This is a genomic window from Pseudomonas sp. MPB26, assembly GCF_046605355.1.
GTDB lineage: Bacteria > Pseudomonadota > Gammaproteobacteria > Pseudomonadales > Pseudomonadaceae > Aquipseudomonas > Aquipseudomonas cedrina.
This window is the reverse complement of record NZ_CP176793.1, coordinates 4308008-4323160: the sequence shown is the minus strand read 5'-3', so window position 1 is coordinate 4323160 and position 15153 is coordinate 4308008. Positions and strand designations below refer to the sequence as shown.

Sequence of the window (15153 nt, the reverse complement as noted above, 5' to 3'; positions counted from 1 at the left end):
ACTTGCGAAAGGAAACGAGCCCGTCATGATTCTGCCCTGGCTAATCCTGATCCCCTTTATCGGCGGCCTGCTCTGCTGGATGGGTGAACGCTTCGGCGCCACCCTCCCCCGCTGGATTGCGTTGCTGACCATGTCCCTGGAACTCGCGCTCGGCCTCTGGCTGTGGGCCCATGGTGACTATTCATTCGCTCCGGCACCGGGCGTCGATCCCACCTTCGCGCTTGAATTCAAGCACGTGTGGATCCAGCGCTTCGGCATCAACGTGCACCTGGCCCTCGACGGTCTGTCGCTGTTGATGATCCTGCTGACCGGCCTGCTGGGTATCCTCTCGGTACTCTGCTCCTGGAAAGAGATCCAGCGTCACGTGGGCTTCTTCCACCTGAACCTGATGTGGATCCTGGGCGGCGTCGTCGGCGTGTTCCTGGCGCTGGACCTGTTCATGTTCTTCTTCTTCTGGGAAATGATGCTGGTGCCGATGTACTTCCTCATCGCGCTCTGGGGTCACAGCTCTTCGGACGGCAAGAAAACCCGGATCTACGCGGCGACCAAGTTCTTCATCTTCACCCAGGCTTCCGGCCTGATCATGTTGGTGGCGATCCTGGGCCTGGTACTGGTCAACTTCAACAACACCGGCGTAATTACCTTCAACTACGCCGACCTGTTGAAGACCAAGATGTCCCTGACCACCGAGTACATCCTGATGCTGGGCTTCTTCATCGCGTTCGCGGTGAAGCTGCCGGTGGTGCCGTTCCACTCCTGGCTGCCTGACGCTCACGCCCAGGCGCCGACTGCCGGCTCCGTGGACCTTGCGGGTATTCTGTTGAAGACGGCGGCCTACGGCCTGCTGCGTTTCGCCCTGCCGCTGTTCCCGAATGCCTCGGCCGAGTTCGCGCCGATCGCCATGACCCTGGGTCTGATCGGGATCTTCTACGGTGCATTCCTGGCCTTCGCCCAAACCGACATCAAGCGCCTGATCGCCTTCTCGTCCGTTTCCCACATGGGTTTCGTACTGATCGGCATCTACTCCGGCAGCCAACTGGCGCTGCAAGGCGCGGTGATCCAGATGTTGGCCCATGGTGTGTCGGCCGCTGCGCTGTTTATCCTCAGTGGCCAGCTGTATGAGCGCCTGCATACCCGTGACATGCGTGAAATGGGTGGCGTGTGGTCGCGCATTGCGTACCTGCCGGCGATCAGCCTGTTCTTCGCGGCCGCATCCCTGGGCTTGCCGGGTACCGGTAACTTCATCGGCGAGTTCCTGATCCTGATGGGTGCCTTCGTGCAAACGCCGTGGATCAGCGCCATTGCCACCTCCGGCCTGGTGTTCGGTTCGGTCTACTCGCTGATCATGATCCACCGCGCCTACTTCGGCCCGGCCAAATCCGACACCGTCCTGCAAGGGATGGATGCTCGCGAACTGATCATGGTGCTCGGCCTTGCGGTATTGCTGATCTACATCGGCGTGTATCCGCAACCGTTCCTGGACACTTCTGCCGCGACGATGCATGGCGTGCAGCAGTGGTTCGGCACCGCCTTCTCTCAACTCGCTTCGGCCCGGTAAGAGCGCTATGGAATTCACGATCCAACACTTTATCGCGCTTGCGCCGCTGCTGATCACCAGCCTCACCATTGTGGTGGTGATGCTGGCGATCGCCTGGCGCCGCAATCATTCGCAAACGTTCCTGCTGTCCTGTGCCGGTCTCAACCTGGCCCTGCTGTCGATTATCCCGGCCCTCAAGGTCGCGCCGCTGGCGGTCACGCCGTTGATGATGATCGATGACTTCGCGTTGCTGTACATCGCGCTGATCCTGGTCGCGACCCTGGCCTGCGTCACCCTCGCCCACGCTTACCTTGGCGAAGGCGGCACCGGCTACCCAGGCAACAAGGAAGAGCTGTACCTGTTGATCCTGCTGGCGGCGGCCGGCGGTATCGTGCTGGTCAGCGCGCAGCACCTGGCCGGCTTGTTCATCGGCCTGGAACTGCTGTCGATCCCGACCTACGGCCTGGTGGCGTATGCCTTCTTCAACAAGCGCTCGCTGGAAGCCGGCATCAAGTACATGGTGCTGTCGGCCGCAGGTTCTGCGTTCCTGTTGTTCGGTATGGCCCTGCTTTACGCCGAAGCCGGCAGCCTGAGCTTCACCGGTATCGGCCACGCCCTGGCCGCCACCGGCATGCCTGCGCCCATCGCCCAGCTGGGCCTGGCCATGATGCTGATCGGCCTGGCGTTCAAGCTGTCGCTGGTGCCGTTCCACCTGTGGACCCCGGACGTGTACGAAGGCGCCCCGGCGCCGGTGGCGGCGTTCCTGGCGACCGCGTCGAAGGTTGCCGTGTTTGCGGTGATGGTGCGTTTGTTCCAGATCTCGCCAGCGGCCAACACCGGCGTGCTGAGCGACGTGCTGACCGTGATCGCCATTGCATCGATCCTGTTCGGTAACCTGCTGGCCCTGACCCAGAACAACCTCAAGCGCCTGCTGGGTTACTCGTCCATCGCTCACTTCGGCTACCTGTTGATCGCCCTGGTGGCGAGCAAAGGCCTGGCCGTGGAAGCCATGGGCGTGTATCTGGTCACCTACGTGATCACCAGCCTCGGCGCGTTCGGCGTGATTACCTTGATGTCGTCGCCGTTCAAAGGCCGTGACGCCGACGCCCTGTACGAATACCGCGGCCTGTTCTGGCGCCGTCCGTACCTGACCGCTGTGCTGACCGTGATGATGCTGTCGCTGGCCGGTATCCCGCTGACGGCGGGCTTTATCGGCAAGTTCTACATCGTGGCGACTGGTGTCGAAGCCCATGAATGGTGGCTAGTTGCATCGTTGGTACTGGGCTCCGCCATTGGCGTGTTCTACTACCTGCGCGTCATGGTCACCCTCTACCTGATCGAACCAAACCTGCGCCGTGTGGACGCCGAGCTGCACTGGGAACAGAAGGCAGGCGGCGTGATGCTGCTGGCCATCGCCCTGCTCGCGTTCTTCCTGGGCGTGTACCCACAACCGTTGCTCACCCTGGTGCAGCACGCGGTGTTGGGCGTTTGATCGCTTAGCGGGAGGTTGTAAACAAAACGGCGCCTTCGGGCGCCGTTTTGCGTTCAAGGGGTTTATAGCTAATTTGCGCCCTTTTACGATTTATCCAGCACTCGGCGGCGGCCGCAACCTGGCAACACCCGGGATCAAATGTGGGAGCTGTCGAGCTTTAGCGAAGCTGCGAATGCGGAGTGTCAGGCGATGAATAAGTGGGCAGTGCCGCCGTCTTCGCAGCCTCGCCGGGGCTCGACAGCTCCCACATTCAATTTGCTTCGCCTGAAAGGAAACGTTACCTGTTTGCCAAAATGCCCTTTCAAGCGGAGCTAAGGTTAACCTCAGACTTTTCAGACGTAAGAAAAAGCGATTACCTGCATGCGGCTCGACGGATCAGCCCCTAAGGTTGCCCTCTCATACGCACATTACGTAGAGCAGCCGATGAAACGTGAAATCTTTTCCGAACTGATTGAAGGCTTCGACGCCCTGGCAAACGAACGCCAAGGCAAGGTCACACTGCGCACCCACAAAGTGCAACTCAAGAACCTGGAGCCGCTCACTGCAGAGGACGTGGTAGCGGTGCGCCAACAACTCAACCTGTCCAGATCGGTGTTCGCCATGTACCTGCGCACCAATACGCGCACGCTGGAAAACTGGGAGCAAGGCCGGGCCAAGCCGAATGCCCAGGCAGCCACCCTGATTCGCCTGGTGGCGCGTTTTCCGGAAACCGTGGCACAGCTTGCCGCGTTGGGCTGATGCTTAATAGAAGCCTCGGAACCAAACTGTGGGAGCGAGCAAGTCGAATCGTCGCACCGCCGCTCCCACAGGGTTTACCGAGGCAGCTTAGAACGCAATGCCGACCTTGAAGCCATACTCGTCACGCTTGAGCCTGGTGTTGTCGGCCACGGCGGAATCACCGTCAAGTTTGTATTCAGTGCGCGTGTAGTACAGGCCCGCGACCACCGGCAAGTCACCCTTCTGGTTCATCAGCAGGCTGACTTCGGCGTAGGGGTTGGTGCGGTCCTTGAGGTCAACGGTGTCGCTGCCGAAGTCATCCACCTTGAGTTTGGTGCGTCCGTCGATGGAACGGCGGGCGCCGGCTTCGACACGCAGGGTCATATCGTCGAACTGGTGGTTGTAGCCCAGGGCCGCCTTGGCGAACGGCATTTTATTGGTGAGCTTCACGTCGAGGTCATTGATCTCGGGCTCGTAACGCGTCCAGCTATAGCCGCCGCCGACGATCACATCGACAAAATTGCGCGCATCCAGCGCGGCACGCCAGCCGAGGTCCAGGTCAGCCTGCCCTTCCTTGAGCTTGTTGTCGCTCTTTTCGCCGTACTTGGCTTCGATACCGGCCTGGTAGATAAAACCGGATTCAGCGGTGAGCTTGTTGCCGAAGTTATAGAACAGGCCAGCCTCGGGCATGTGGCTCTTGTCGCTTTCGCTGCCGCCTTCAAATTTGAAATCGTTATAGCTGCCCAGGATCCCGAAGGTGGAAATCGGGTCGGTGGACGGTGCGGCGAACACCACGGCAGGCGCAGCGACCAGCGCCAGCAGCGAGGAACCCTTGAAGAATTTTCCGAATAGCTTGGACATCGTTTTACATCTCCTTGTCTGGTGAGCAAATTATTCAGGAACCGGTTCGAACCTCGGCTAGTGCGAAAGGTTCGAAATAATTCGCTCGGACTTGAAGGTAAAACGGTTCAGCGAAGGCTCTATTTCAGCTCTCTTCAGTGCAGCCCCTAAAAACCCTTATAAAAGGCGTCATGATGCCGCGCCAGCATGCAGGCTGTCATTTTGAATGAACCTTTTTCGACGCTCCCGTATCCATCTATAACAACACAGGGAGGCAACATGAGTACCGCAAAAATCTACACCATCCACTATCAGCTTCACGGCGAGCCGAAGTCCTTTGTGGTGCGTGCCGAGGTGATGAACAACGCTGAGGCCTGGCATTGGGCGGCGGTGGATGCCGATGTGGCTCATGTCAGTCGCGTTGGCCGTGTCGGTCATGAGCAAGTCAAGAAAACCACCCGGCCGTGGGCGGAGAAGTACGGGATTACCGACGTCAATTGGACGCCGCCCAAATAAACAAGGCCCCGCCGGATAGCGGGGCCTTTGTTTATTTCTTCAAGTCGCCTAAGGGATCATACGGCGGCTTTTTTTCATCCTTGGCTTTCTTATCCTTATCCAGCGGCGCAATGGCCGGACCGATAGGATCAACCTGGGGATCTGACACATCCGGCGAATCCGGGTCAAACCCCAGCTCATCCTTACCGCTGGAATGCTCGTCTGAAGGGGGGCCTTTCGGAGTGTTACTCACGGCGTTCTCCTTGTTTATACGTCAAAGCGGGCGGGCTTTGTCGTGGAGGTTTTCCAGGTTTTCCTCGACGCGTTCCATGTCGTCGTCCTGGCGTTCGGCCGGGTCATTGGGGCGCAACGCATCGTTGTCACGCTCCTCTTCACCGGGCGTGCGGTCCGGGTCCGGCGTACCGGGCGGTGGCTGCTTGTATTCGGGCATGATGGTTTCCCTCAAAAGGTCTACACAGGTTTAGAGAAACCGTGGTGCGGCATCGTTCAACTTGTTTGCCCAAGCGTGAGATGATGCCCGCCCCTTCTGGAGATACGACTCGGATGTTCGAGCTCAAACCCTGCGATCCCGTGACCTTCCGCCAACAGACCCGGCGCAGCACGCTGATCGTGGCCTTGGTGTTCCTGGCCCTGGCCATGTTGTTGTCGAGCCTGGCGGTGATGCTGTTCGGCGATCCCGGTGGTGACAATTTGCGTTTCAATGTCGGCGGCGTCTTCGCCGGGGTGCTGATCACCCTGGCCCTGGTGCGCGGGCCGTTCTGGACCCAGGCTTGGCTGGCGCCGGCGGTGTATGGCTGGCAACTCAAACGCAGCCTGATGAGCGTGACCAATGTGATGCACAAGGTGACCGAGCGAGTGCAAGCCAACGACCCGACGGGCATCAAGCTACTGCGTTTTTACCACCTGGGCCTGACGCAGATGCACGAGCTGGATGCCAACTCCAGCGCTCAGGCGCAATTGGTCGACGAGGTCGAGGCGCACAAGGCCAGGATGCAGGCGCTGGGGATCGACACCGAGCAAACCCGCTTCGACCCCGCCTGGCTGGCCGCCATCAACACTGCTTGAGCCAGCCGTTCAGTTGGGCGCTTTTGCCCGCCAGCAGAACATCGCGCTCAGCGCGATGGCGGCGCCCGCCAGGCCGAACACCCAGGGCGCCGAGGCAATCGGTAGCAGCAGGCCAGCCAGCAATGGCCCGAGACCGGCGCCGATATCACGCCACACGGCATTCGAAGCCAGTGCCGACACGCGCATCGAACCGGGATTGCGCTCCGCCACCAGGGTGGTCACCAGCGGCAGTTGCAGCGCGCGCAGTACCAGCACCGCCGCCGCGCCGACAATCACCCAGTGGCTGCCAAACGCCGTCAGGGCCAGGGCGCTCAAGAACGAAAACAGCAGCAGCATCGAAGTGGCGCCAAAACGCTGCGCGGCGCGGCCGCCCAGAGGGCTCAGGAGCATTTCCGAGACATAGCGCAGCGCCATCAAGCCCCCCGCAATCAACACCGCATCCCCGCCAAGCAGCCTTTGCGCCTGAATCGACAGCCCGAAGATAAACAGGCCGTCGAGCGCCACACCTTCGATAAACGACCACACCGCCACGCTGTCCGGCCATTTGAAGCGGCGCCCCGGCGTGCTCTGCAAATCATGCCCCACCGTCGGCAAGCCGCGCGCCATCCACACGCCCACCAGACACGCGCCCGCAAGAATCAGAAAGATCGGACGCGGGCCACTCGCCCCGCCGCTGCGGGCCAGCGGCGCGCTGGTCATCAGGGCCTTCAGGCTGGGAGACCCCGAACCCGGCGCGATTATCCCTGTTCACTCAGAAGTACCCTACATTTTTGCGCGACATTGTTTGCAACCTTGGCGTTCCCTCTTTCGCCCTGCGAGAACCCAGCCGATGCGCAACGCTCATGAGTCCACCTCCTCCGATGCCCGTCGAAACTTCTTGCGCCTGGCCGCAGCCGGCACCGGTGTGTTCCTGGCCAGTAAACTGCCGAGCGTGCAGGCCTGCGAAACCTCCGTGCCTTTGATGGTTGCCAATCCCCAGCACGCATTGGCCAGGTTGATGGAGGGCAATAACCGCTACATCGCAAACATGAGCACACGCCATGACTTCATGGCTGAGCGTGTGCCTCTGGTGGAGGGTCAACACCCCTTTGCGGCCGTACTGGCGTGCGCCGACTCGAGGATCGCCCCCGAGTTCGTCTTCGACACCGGGTTGGGCGACCTCTTTGCCGTGCGTTTAGCAGGCAATTTCGTCACCGACCACGGGTTGGCCAGCCTCGAATACGCCGTTGCAACACTGGGGACGCCGCTGATCCTGGTACTCGGCCATGACCGCTGTGGCGCTATCTCGGCAGGCGTGAAGGCCATCAAGGATCATGTGACCTTCCCCGGGAAAATCCAGGGCCTGGTCGACACCCTCAAACCGTCGGTGCACAAAGTCCTGAAAGCGCCCGGCGACCTGCTGGATAACGCCATTGCGCAAAATGTCCGGGACACGGTGGCGCGTCTCAAGACCGAATCAAGCCTGCTGGCCGATGCCCAGGCCGCCGGTAAACTCGCTATCGTGGGCGGTATTTATCGGCTGCACAGCGGAGCCGTGGAGTGGGTAGCGTAGTCAGCTTGACGACACGATGGCCGGCTGCAAAAACCACGAAGACCGACCACCGCTCCCACCATCAATTCACTGCCCGGCCAAGTAGCCAGGTCCTCGCGGAATGAACATCGCGCGCAGGTCCAAGTGCCCGTCCTTCAACGGCGGGCACCAGTAATAACCGCCGGTCAAGGGTGTGCTGATGCGGTACAAACCATCGACAATCCCGTCTTCCAGGCCGCTCATACGGCGCAGCTGTGCTTCGAACGCATCAAAGGAGTGACCGAACGCGAGAAACATCAAGCCGGCCTGGCCATTCTCGGCCCACGGCATGGAGCGGCGTATCACGAAGGCTTCAGGGGTGAAGCTTTCCTGGGCGGTGCGCTTGGTGTGGGCGGATTCGGGGGCGTCGTCGAGCTCTTCGTTGTCGCCATGGCGGCGCCCGATGATGTGGTCGCGCTCTTGCGCAGGCAAGGCGGCGAAGCCATCGAGGTCGTGCTGCCATTGCTGGATCGCGGCAAAGCTGGCGCCGCTGTCGGTCAGGGCGGCTGCAACTGCCGCGTCGTCGTGGGGGTTCTCGGTGCCGTCTTCGTAATCGGTGAGGTCGAAGCCGGTCTTGTAGCGGAAGCCCTCGGTCATTTGCACCAGGCGAAACGCCGGGGCCAGGGCCTTTTCGAATGCGCGGCTGCGCAACAGCAGTTCACCACGGTCCACGCCATGCAACCAGACCCACAACGCCTGCTGGGTGGACGGGTTGTGCGCGCCCGGTCCGCTGACGGTCGGGAAGCTACGCAAGCCTTCAATCCGAGCACCCAACCCGTCTACCAGTGGCTCGCCAAAACCGACCACCGCCGCCGAATCGGTCAACTGCACCAGCGCGTCCAGCGCCGCGGGCACGGCTGCCAGAGAATCCACGGCAAAAAACAGATGGCGTGCCTGCAACGGCACCGGTGCGGCAAGAATGCCCGGCTGGTACTGACTCATGTGAACTCCTTCAAGAAAGCCGCGCAGTTTACCCAAGCCCACCGCAGGGCGTACAAGAAAGCGCGCAAGCCTTGCCATGGAGCCTCGTGTTGGGTGACTCTCTAGTCATGTTTTGCAACTATTCCAGGGGTAGCGACATGACCACCAGCAACCTGCTCGCCCAGCTGTTTCCCGCCTCGGCCGCCGACATTCCCGCGCAATTCCAGCTGGGAGCGCCTATAGAACAGCGCGATTACCTGGTCGACGGTCAACTACGCGTGTGGAACGGTCCACTGGCCGACGTGCAAAGCCCGGTGCAACTGGGCGACGAGCGCGTGCATATCGGCAGCACGCCGCTGCTGGATGCCGAGATGGCCCTCACCGCCCTGGACGCCGCCGTGCGCGCCTATGACCGCGGCCAGGGTGAATGGCCGACGATGCGCGTGGTTGAGCGCATTCAGCACGTCGAGGCTTTTTTAAGACGCATGCGTGAACAGCGCGACGCGGTGGTCAAGCTGCTGATGTGGGAAATCGGCAAGAACTTCAAGGACTCCCAGAAAGAATTCGACCGTACCTGCGACTACATAACCGACACCATCAATGCCCTGAAGGAACTCGACCGCCGCAGCAGCCGCTTCGAGCTGGAACAGGACACCCTTGGCCAGATCCGCCGCGTACCGATGGGCGTGGCCTTGTGCATGGGCCCCTACAACTACCCGCTGAACGAAACCTTCACCACGCTGATCCCGGCGTTGATCATGGGCAACACCGTGGTGTTCAAGCCGGCCAAACTCGGCGTGCTGCTGATTCGCCCGTTGCTGGAAGCGTTCCGCGACAGCTTCCCCGCCGGGGTGATCAACGTGATCTACGGCAGCGGCCGCGAAACCGTCAGCGCGCTGATGGCCAGCGGCAAGATCGACATCTTTGCGTTTATCGGCACCAACAAGGCCGCCAGCGACCTGAAAAAACTGCACCCCAAGCCGCACCGCCTGCGCGCGGCGCTGGGCCTGGATGCGAAAAACCCCGGCATCGTGCTGCCTGAGGTGGACCTGGACAATGCCGTCAGCGAAGCCCTCACCGGTTCCTTGTCGTTCAATGGCCAGCGCTGCACCGCGTTGAAGATCCTGTTCGTGCACGAAGACGTGGTCGAGTCGTTTATCCAGAAATTCAACACCAAGCTCGCCACGCTCAAACCCGGCATGCCCTGGGACGACGGCGTGGCGCTGACGCCCCTGCCCGAAATGGGCAAGGTGGATTACCTCAATGCGTTGGTGGCCGATGCGGCGCAGCACGGCGCCAGGGTGGTGAATGACCATGGCGGAGAAAGCCGCGGTTCGTTCTTCTATCCGGCGGTGCTGTACCCAGTGAACCCGCAGATGCGCGTGTACCACGAGGAACAGTTCGGCCCGGTGGTACCGATCGTGCCCTACCGTGATTTGGACAAGGTGATCGACTATGTGCTGGACTCCGATTTCGGCCAGCAATTGAGCCTCTTCGGCACCAACCCGCAAGTCATCGGGCGCCTGGTGGACACCTTCGCCAACCAGGTCGGCCGGATCAACATCAACGCCCAGTGCCAGCGCGGCCCGGACACCTTCCCGTTCAACGGGCGCAAGAACTCAGCCGAGGGCACGCTGTCGGTACATGACGCGTTGCGCGTGTTCTCGATCCGCACCCTGGTGGCCACCAAGTTCCAGGAGAGCAACAAGGCGCTGGTCAGTGACATATTGCGCAACCGCGATTCGAGTTTCCTGACAACCGACTACATTTTCTAAAAACACCACAGAGCAAAATGTGGGAGCGGGCTTGATCGCGAATCCGGTTTTTCAGTCACACAGGGGCTGACTGATCCACCGCTATCGCGAGCAAGCCCGCTCCCACAATTCAGACCGAGACCCCCCTTCTTATCGATGCCCTTCTTCGCCCGGCGCCTGTTACGCCCCCTGCTCGCCCCCTACCGCCGTGCTGCTGACGGTACAGGAACCTACGTCGGCCAACCGCTTTTGACCTACCTGCTGATGTCGGTGGTGTGCGGGTTCTTTTCCTATCGCGCCATCGGCAAGGGCGGGTACACCGCGCTGTTGTCGGCGATCACCGTATTCATCGTCGCCGGCCACGGCGACAACCCGCTGTCGGATGGGTTATGGCGCACCGTGGATATCCTGATCGGCATCGCCCTGGCCCTGGCATTTTCCTTTGTCCTGCCGCTGTATGCCGATCCGCGAGATGAACAGCGATGGCGCGAGGCGCAATGCAAACCGATGGAAAATTTGACGTAGCACGCGTCCAGATAAAAACGGGAGCGGCTCACCCTGAGACCCTCCCGTTCCTCTCCCGGTGTGCGAGCCTACCTGAGCCCGACACCATTGCAGTGATCGCCAACGACGCTGTCCTTGCCCGTCAGCGTTTCTCCCGTGTTGAGGTTCACCGTGTAATAGTAATTACTGAAAAAGAACGAGTGGGAGAATGTGCCCGTCCAATAGTTGGCAAAGCCCATCGGCCAGCTATTACCATACGCGGCGTGCAGGGCGCGAGCTTCATCAAGGCTGGGCAGGCGAACTCCGGCGTTATTGGCTGCGGCTCGAATATTGCCAAATGTATTTCTGCCTAACCCCTGGACCCAAATTACACCTCTGACGACGACGGTGTAGCTGCGCGTCTGGGCCGGCACGGATGAGTCACGAACGCTGACTACCGCAGAACCGTTCCCACGCACTTGTACCAGCCCCGACCCACTGTCCACATGAATTACGCTGCCGTTGGACCCTGAATAGGTGTAAGGCCGTGTTCCTCCCGACGCCTGATGCTGCACCTGGTTACCCGGCCCAAACGCCGGAAACACGTTATAGCCAGCGAGCAAGTAAGTCTGCCGGTCCAGGTAAACCGTGGACGCGTTGAAGACCAGCGCTGTAGTAGTGTTGATCTGATACTGAGTCGGAGGAAAGGCCACTGCCCTGGACTTGTCAGCCTGTTTGGCGAAGTTAATGTGGGGCGTAACCGTCAAAGTACGATTGTTCGGGATGGACAGCAGCCAACTGCGCAGCACGCGAATATTCGCGAAACCGTTAGCCGCTTCATTTGCCGTCACATTGTGCGCGACCAACAGATCCTGCGGGGTCGCTCCGGGGGCCGAAAGCTTCAGCCAGGCAAACTGGTCTTCACCGCTATAAGCCCACTTGGCCATTGCCAGCATCGCGTCGCTCGTCAAGCCGGCAGGGTTTATGCTCCCACCATGGGCAATTCGATTGATTAAGGCTCTTGGCAAGCTACCCTGTGGAATCGCCTGCACATGCACTTTTTGCACGTCCGAAGAACCGTCCCCGCCGCGCCCCAAAATTACTTCGTACTGCAGCTGGATCGTACTGAAGATACTCCGCCCAACCACGTCATTGCCGACATTGAAGGTGACCGTACCACCCGCCAGGCCTGGTAGAGTACCGATCTCAATCGGCGTACCGTCCGCAAGTATCCACCACAAGGTGATCATATCCGTCCCACCCTGATTCATATTGGGGTAGGTCACCAGCACCTGGCATTTGTTTTCAACGGTCAGGGGATGAATGATCACCTCCGAACCACTGGGCGGAGTCGAGTACTTGATTTCCGGATGGGGAAATATGTTGGGTTCGGTCTGGACCATATGGTGACGCGTGTCGAACCATACGATGTCGCCGGTATCACTGCTGTGATTGAACGTCGCGCCAAACTCAATTGTCAGGGCCGTCCACTCTTTCAAATTACGCAGCCTGCCGACGGGCGTGTAAGGCGCAGGCCCGGCCGTTACGTCCGCAAGCGTCGCGGCACGCGCCACGAACGTGTCTTCCTCATAAGGCATATCCCCCTTCAACGTGCCTTTGTAGCGCAGATACATGCGTTGTCCAACCGCAGCATAGGGCCAGGGCAAGACTCGCGTCTGGTCAAGGTCATTCAGCCGGGGAATCTCAAGAATGGCGCTGTCACCGATGCTATCGATCGTTGCGCCAGGCACATGAGACAGGGTGAGCAGCTTCAGTGTAAGCACCGGTGAGTCGTTGGGAAAACCATTGCGAATCACCTTGAACGAAACAGCGATATCACGGCCGAAGGGGTGAATATTGTAGCCAATGGCTTCAGGCGGAACAGTGACGTCGACATGAGGGTCGCCGCTGTTGGCGTCCCTGGTTTCAAAGTGGGTTCCACCACCTGCCAGGCCACACCAGCATACTTCCACTTTGTCACCGTCCCTGGGCTCGTCATAGCGACACCGCACCGTGGCCCCGGCAAGCACAACCCGGTACGGATCAAGTTCATCAGGCGCCGTCGTCGCTTCCACTACTTCAGGCAAGAACAATGCGCCCAGTGCCTGACCGATGGTGTAGATCTCCTCCCCGGACAGTTCACTGACGCCGAACCGTGTACGCACATAGTTGACGCGAAGCGTGCCGTTCAGGTTATCCTCGATCAGCTTTCTGGGGATATCTGCGAGGAAAGGATTGGAATCCACCGCGAGTACATAGGGCACAGTGCTGACTCCCGTCACTGAGCCCACGTACGTGATGATGACTTCGTCGCCGGCCCTGAACTCTGTGCGCGCCTCAAAGGTAGCGACACTGCCAATCGTGTTGGGGTCGATATTACGATTGTGATCCGCCTCCTGGATACGCGGTGTGACCAAAGTGGGTGCCGGCTTGCCGATCTGGACGTAGCGACGCGCGGATTCCCGTACAGTCGCCGGGCCCGTCACCTTGTAATAGACCCGCGTATTGCGCAGCCCTTCAAAGGGCGCATACAGCGCGTTCAAAAAATCACGAAGACGCGGGTGAGCGCCAGCAGCCCGGTGACTGAATTCGCGCTTCAGAGTGCCGTCCAGCTTTTCGGCCACGAGATCGACTCGCAAATCATCGCCTGCGTTGCCTTGATAGTCAGGCATCGCCACCGTCATGTAAGGTAAATCTGCGGGAACGAACGGCCCTTCGCGCTGAAGCACATCGGGTTTGGGCAATAGGTAGCGGGCACCGGCCACCGTATAGACGGAAGCCCTGGAAGGCAGCATTCCCCGCTCCCGGTAATACATGATTTTGATCGTGCTCTCGATCAGTAAGCGAATAATCGGATTGGAGATCGGAACATCGTTGTAGGTACGCAATTGGACCTGTTTACGAAAGCTGTAACTTACCTCCTCGCCCTCCACGGTAGTGCCCGACACCTTCCAGAGAATGAAATCCGACGCGATGAAGTTTGGATCACGGTTGGAAATCAACACCGACCCAGTGCCCGGCAGGTTGTGCAATGCATCAGCGTCCAGGATTTGTGTAACGGGATCTGCCTCGACGATCTCCGGCTCCATCAATAATGTCAGGTCAAGGTCCACGTCGACCGAGATCGGCTTGCTCCACCGATGGCACGGGCCTGACACATCCAGCACTTCGTCATACAAATAGAACTGCACCACAAAATGGCCGCTTCCCACAGCCTCCAGAAAAACATGGTCGATGGTAAAAATCAGATCAAGACCGACCTGGTCTTTACGGATGGGTGGCAGAGCATCAAAACGTTCCCCACCCCAGAAAAACATCACCAGGTCATTGACCCGCATGTTCTCCCACTTTCGGATGGTGACCGTTACACCACGAGCGGCGACGACAGCATCGACAAATGTGTCGGAGAGTTCGAAGGTCAGACCACGGTGATAAGTCCCATCACAGTTCCCCTCCCCGCCTGGCAGCGTGTTCAGAATCAAGATGCGCTGAGGTACTGACGTACTGATCGAACCGGTGGCGACCCGGGTGACCTGACCAAAGACGTCTTCGACAAAATACAACAGCAGGCTCGTACGAGGAATGACCAGAAAGAAACGTAGATCGTCTTCATTGGCCGTGGTGACTCGCTCGGTCGCCATTAATATGCCGTTCATCCAGATTGCATACTCATCACCTACGTTACAATCAAACCAGCGCTCGAAGACGTAAGTCAATCCATCCTCGATATGACGACGACCCAGACCATAGGCGGCCCCCTGAACCGGTATGACCTGCGCGGGCACCGGATACGGGGAGCCCAGGTCCTCAACCCGCTGCGGTTTGACAGGTTTGCGTGGAGGGCGTTTTTTTTTTGCGGGCACTGCTGTTGAACTCGCCACAGACGGCGCTGAAGCTGACGGTTTCTTCACAACCTTCTGCGACTTTCTGGTGTCGGCTTTTTTTTCCGTTGAGGGGGCTGCAACGGCTTTTTTTGCAGTAACGGGAGTGGTGGGCATCGTGATTCTCCTGAGCGGAATCGCCTGAAGAAATCAAACACCTCTGGGTGGCGGTTGGTAACCTGTGAGAAATGACAGTTCCGATAGGCGGTCGTTAACCCTGTCAATCAGCGATCATAACCCGCTCTGACACTTACATTTTTTCTTGCCATTTTTTTCACGCTTTATTCACATCCCGAAACGTAATGTGAAGCCTCATCCGTTACAAACGTTGCACATCAAGCCCGCCGCCCCAGCGGGCTTTTTTTTGTGCGGCAAAA

At 59.5% G+C, this 15153-nt stretch carries 12 protein-coding genes and 2 pseudogenes; 8 read left to right on the top strand and 6 right to left on the bottom strand.

The genetic code is table 11. The features are described 5' to 3' along the window. Positions 1 to 25: 25 nt before the first annotated feature. From nuoM to ACLH0H_RS19990, 3 genes are all read left to right on the top strand, one after another. Positions 26 to 1558, top strand: coding sequence for an NADH-quinone oxidoreductase subunit M (gene nuoM / locus ACLH0H_RS20000; RefSeq protein WP_010209575.1), 1533 nt, complete (start codon positions 26 to 28; stop codon positions 1556 to 1558). Between the two features lie 7 nt (positions 1559 to 1565). Beyond that, positions 1566 to 3029 carry an NADH-quinone oxidoreductase subunit NuoN gene (gene nuoN, locus ACLH0H_RS19995; RefSeq protein WP_411379334.1) on the top strand — a complete coding sequence of 488 codons (1464 nt, stop codon included), beginning with the start codon at positions 1566 to 1568 and terminating at the stop codon, positions 3027 to 3029. Positions 3030 to 3452: 423 nt separating this feature from the next. Beyond that, a complete protein-coding gene (locus ACLH0H_RS19990; RefSeq protein ID WP_411379333.1) occupies positions 3453 to 3767 on the top strand; it encodes a helix-turn-helix domain-containing protein in 315 nt (104 codons plus the stop codon). Positions 3768 to 3854: 87 nt separating this feature from the next. On the opposite strand, the gene ACLH0H_RS19985 is transcribed toward ACLH0H_RS19990, so the two are convergent. Continuing rightward, entirely contained in the window at positions 3855 to 4607 is a 753-nt protein-coding gene (locus tag ACLH0H_RS19985) for an outer membrane beta-barrel protein (RefSeq protein ID WP_411379332.1), read from the bottom strand. 258 nt (positions 4608 to 4865) lie between these two features. On the opposite strand from ACLH0H_RS19985, the gene ACLH0H_RS19980 reads away from it, so the two are divergent. After that, positions 4866 to 5102 (top strand): DUF6555 family protein, encoded by a 237-nt coding sequence (locus ACLH0H_RS19980; protein ID WP_186689800.1) that lies wholly within the window; start codon positions 4866 to 4868, stop codon positions 5100 to 5102. Positions 5103 to 5133: 31 nt separating this feature from the next. On the opposite strand, the gene ACLH0H_RS19975 is transcribed toward ACLH0H_RS19980, so the two are convergent. Beyond that, complete coding sequence (locus tag ACLH0H_RS19975; protein ID WP_076950811.1) at positions 5134 to 5334, bottom strand: DUF6021 family protein; 201 nt, start codon at positions 5332 to 5334, stop codon at positions 5134 to 5136. 21 nt (positions 5335 to 5355) lie between these two features. After that, complete coding sequence (locus ACLH0H_RS19970; RefSeq protein ID WP_411379331.1) at positions 5356 to 5532, bottom strand: hypothetical protein; 177 nt, start codon at positions 5530 to 5532, stop codon at positions 5356 to 5358. Between the two features lie 113 nt (positions 5533 to 5645). On the opposite strand from ACLH0H_RS19970, the gene ACLH0H_RS19965 reads away from it, so the two are divergent. Then, on the top strand, positions 5646 to 6167 hold the full coding sequence (locus tag ACLH0H_RS19965; RefSeq protein ID WP_411379330.1) for a DUF3087 family protein: 522 nt from the start codon (positions 5646 to 5648) through the stop codon (positions 6165 to 6167). Between the two features lie 9 nt (positions 6168 to 6176). Here ACLH0H_RS19965 and ACLH0H_RS19960 read toward each other — a convergent pair. Continuing rightward, positions 6177 to 6830, bottom strand: a pseudogene (locus ACLH0H_RS19960) (MFS transporter); the annotation flags it as partial. A 166-nt stretch (positions 6831 to 6996) separates the two neighbouring features. Here ACLH0H_RS19960 and ACLH0H_RS19955 point away from each other — a divergent pair. Beyond that, positions 6997 to 7719, top strand: a complete 723-nt coding sequence (locus ACLH0H_RS19955) for a carbonic anhydrase (RefSeq protein WP_411379329.1) — start codon at positions 6997 to 6999, stop codon at positions 7717 to 7719. A gap of 66 nt (positions 7720 to 7785) precedes the next feature. Here ACLH0H_RS19955 and ACLH0H_RS19950 read toward each other — a convergent pair whose 3' ends face one another. Next, on the bottom strand, positions 7786 to 8679 hold the full coding sequence (locus ACLH0H_RS19950; RefSeq protein WP_411379328.1) for a Dyp-type peroxidase: 894 nt from the start codon (positions 8677 to 8679) through the stop codon (positions 7786 to 7788). A 137-nt stretch (positions 8680 to 8816) separates the two neighbouring features. Here ACLH0H_RS19950 and ACLH0H_RS19945 point away from each other — a divergent pair, with 137 nt between their 5' ends. Together ACLH0H_RS19945 and ACLH0H_RS19940 are read left to right on the top strand one after the other, a co-directional pair. Beyond that, positions 8817 to 10433 (top strand): NADP-dependent glyceraldehyde-3-phosphate dehydrogenase, encoded by a 1617-nt coding sequence (locus ACLH0H_RS19945; protein ID WP_411379327.1) that lies wholly within the window; start codon positions 8817 to 8819, stop codon positions 10431 to 10433. A 135-nt stretch (positions 10434 to 10568) separates the two neighbouring features. Then, positions 10569 to 10874, top strand: a pseudogene (locus ACLH0H_RS19940) (hypothetical protein); the annotation flags it as partial. Between the two features lie 131 nt (positions 10875 to 11005). Here the strand turns inward: ACLH0H_RS19940 and ACLH0H_RS19935 are convergent. Further along, positions 11006 to 14893, bottom strand: coding sequence for a hypothetical protein (locus ACLH0H_RS19935; protein ID WP_411379326.1), 3888 nt, complete (start codon positions 14891 to 14893; stop codon positions 11006 to 11008). Between the last annotated feature and the right edge of the window lie 260 nt (positions 14894 to 15153).

What these genes read in the sequence shown, in the direction of transcription:
- ACLH0H_RS19955 (WP_411379329.1), top strand. Translation starts at nt 6,997, where the DNA reads ATGCGCAACGCTCATGAGTCCACCTCCTCCGATGCCCGTCGAAACTTC.
- ACLH0H_RS19970 (WP_411379331.1), bottom strand. Translation starts at nt 5,532, where the DNA reads ATGCCCGAATACAAGCAGCCACCGCCCGGTACGCCGGACCCGGACCGC.
- nuoM (WP_010209575.1), top strand. Translation starts at nt 26, where the DNA reads ATGATTCTGCCCTGGCTAATCCTGATCCCCTTTATCGGCGGCCTGCTC.
- ACLH0H_RS19965 (WP_411379330.1), top strand. Translation starts at nt 5,646, where the DNA reads ATGTTCGAGCTCAAACCCTGCGATCCCGTGACCTTCCGCCAACAGACC.
- ACLH0H_RS19980 (WP_186689800.1), top strand. Translation starts at nt 4,866, where the DNA reads ATGAGTACCGCAAAAATCTACACCATCCACTATCAGCTTCACGGCGAG.
- ACLH0H_RS19935 (WP_411379326.1), bottom strand. Translation starts at nt 14,893, where the DNA reads ATGCCCACCACTCCCGTTACTGCAAAAAAAGCCGTTGCAGCCCCCTCA.
- ACLH0H_RS19985 (WP_411379332.1), bottom strand. Translation starts at nt 4,607, where the DNA reads ATGTCCAAGCTATTCGGAAAATTCTTCAAGGGTTCCTCGCTGCTGGCG.
- ACLH0H_RS19950 (WP_411379328.1), bottom strand. Translation starts at nt 8,679, where the DNA reads ATGAGTCAGTACCAGCCGGGCATTCTTGCCGCACCGGTGCCGTTGCAG.
- ACLH0H_RS19945 (WP_411379327.1), top strand. Translation starts at nt 8,817, where the DNA reads ATGACCACCAGCAACCTGCTCGCCCAGCTGTTTCCCGCCTCGGCCGCC.
- nuoN (WP_411379334.1), top strand. Translation starts at nt 1,566, where the DNA reads ATGGAATTCACGATCCAACACTTTATCGCGCTTGCGCCGCTGCTGATC.
- ACLH0H_RS19990 (WP_411379333.1), top strand. Translation starts at nt 3,453, where the DNA reads ATGAAACGTGAAATCTTTTCCGAACTGATTGAAGGCTTCGACGCCCTG.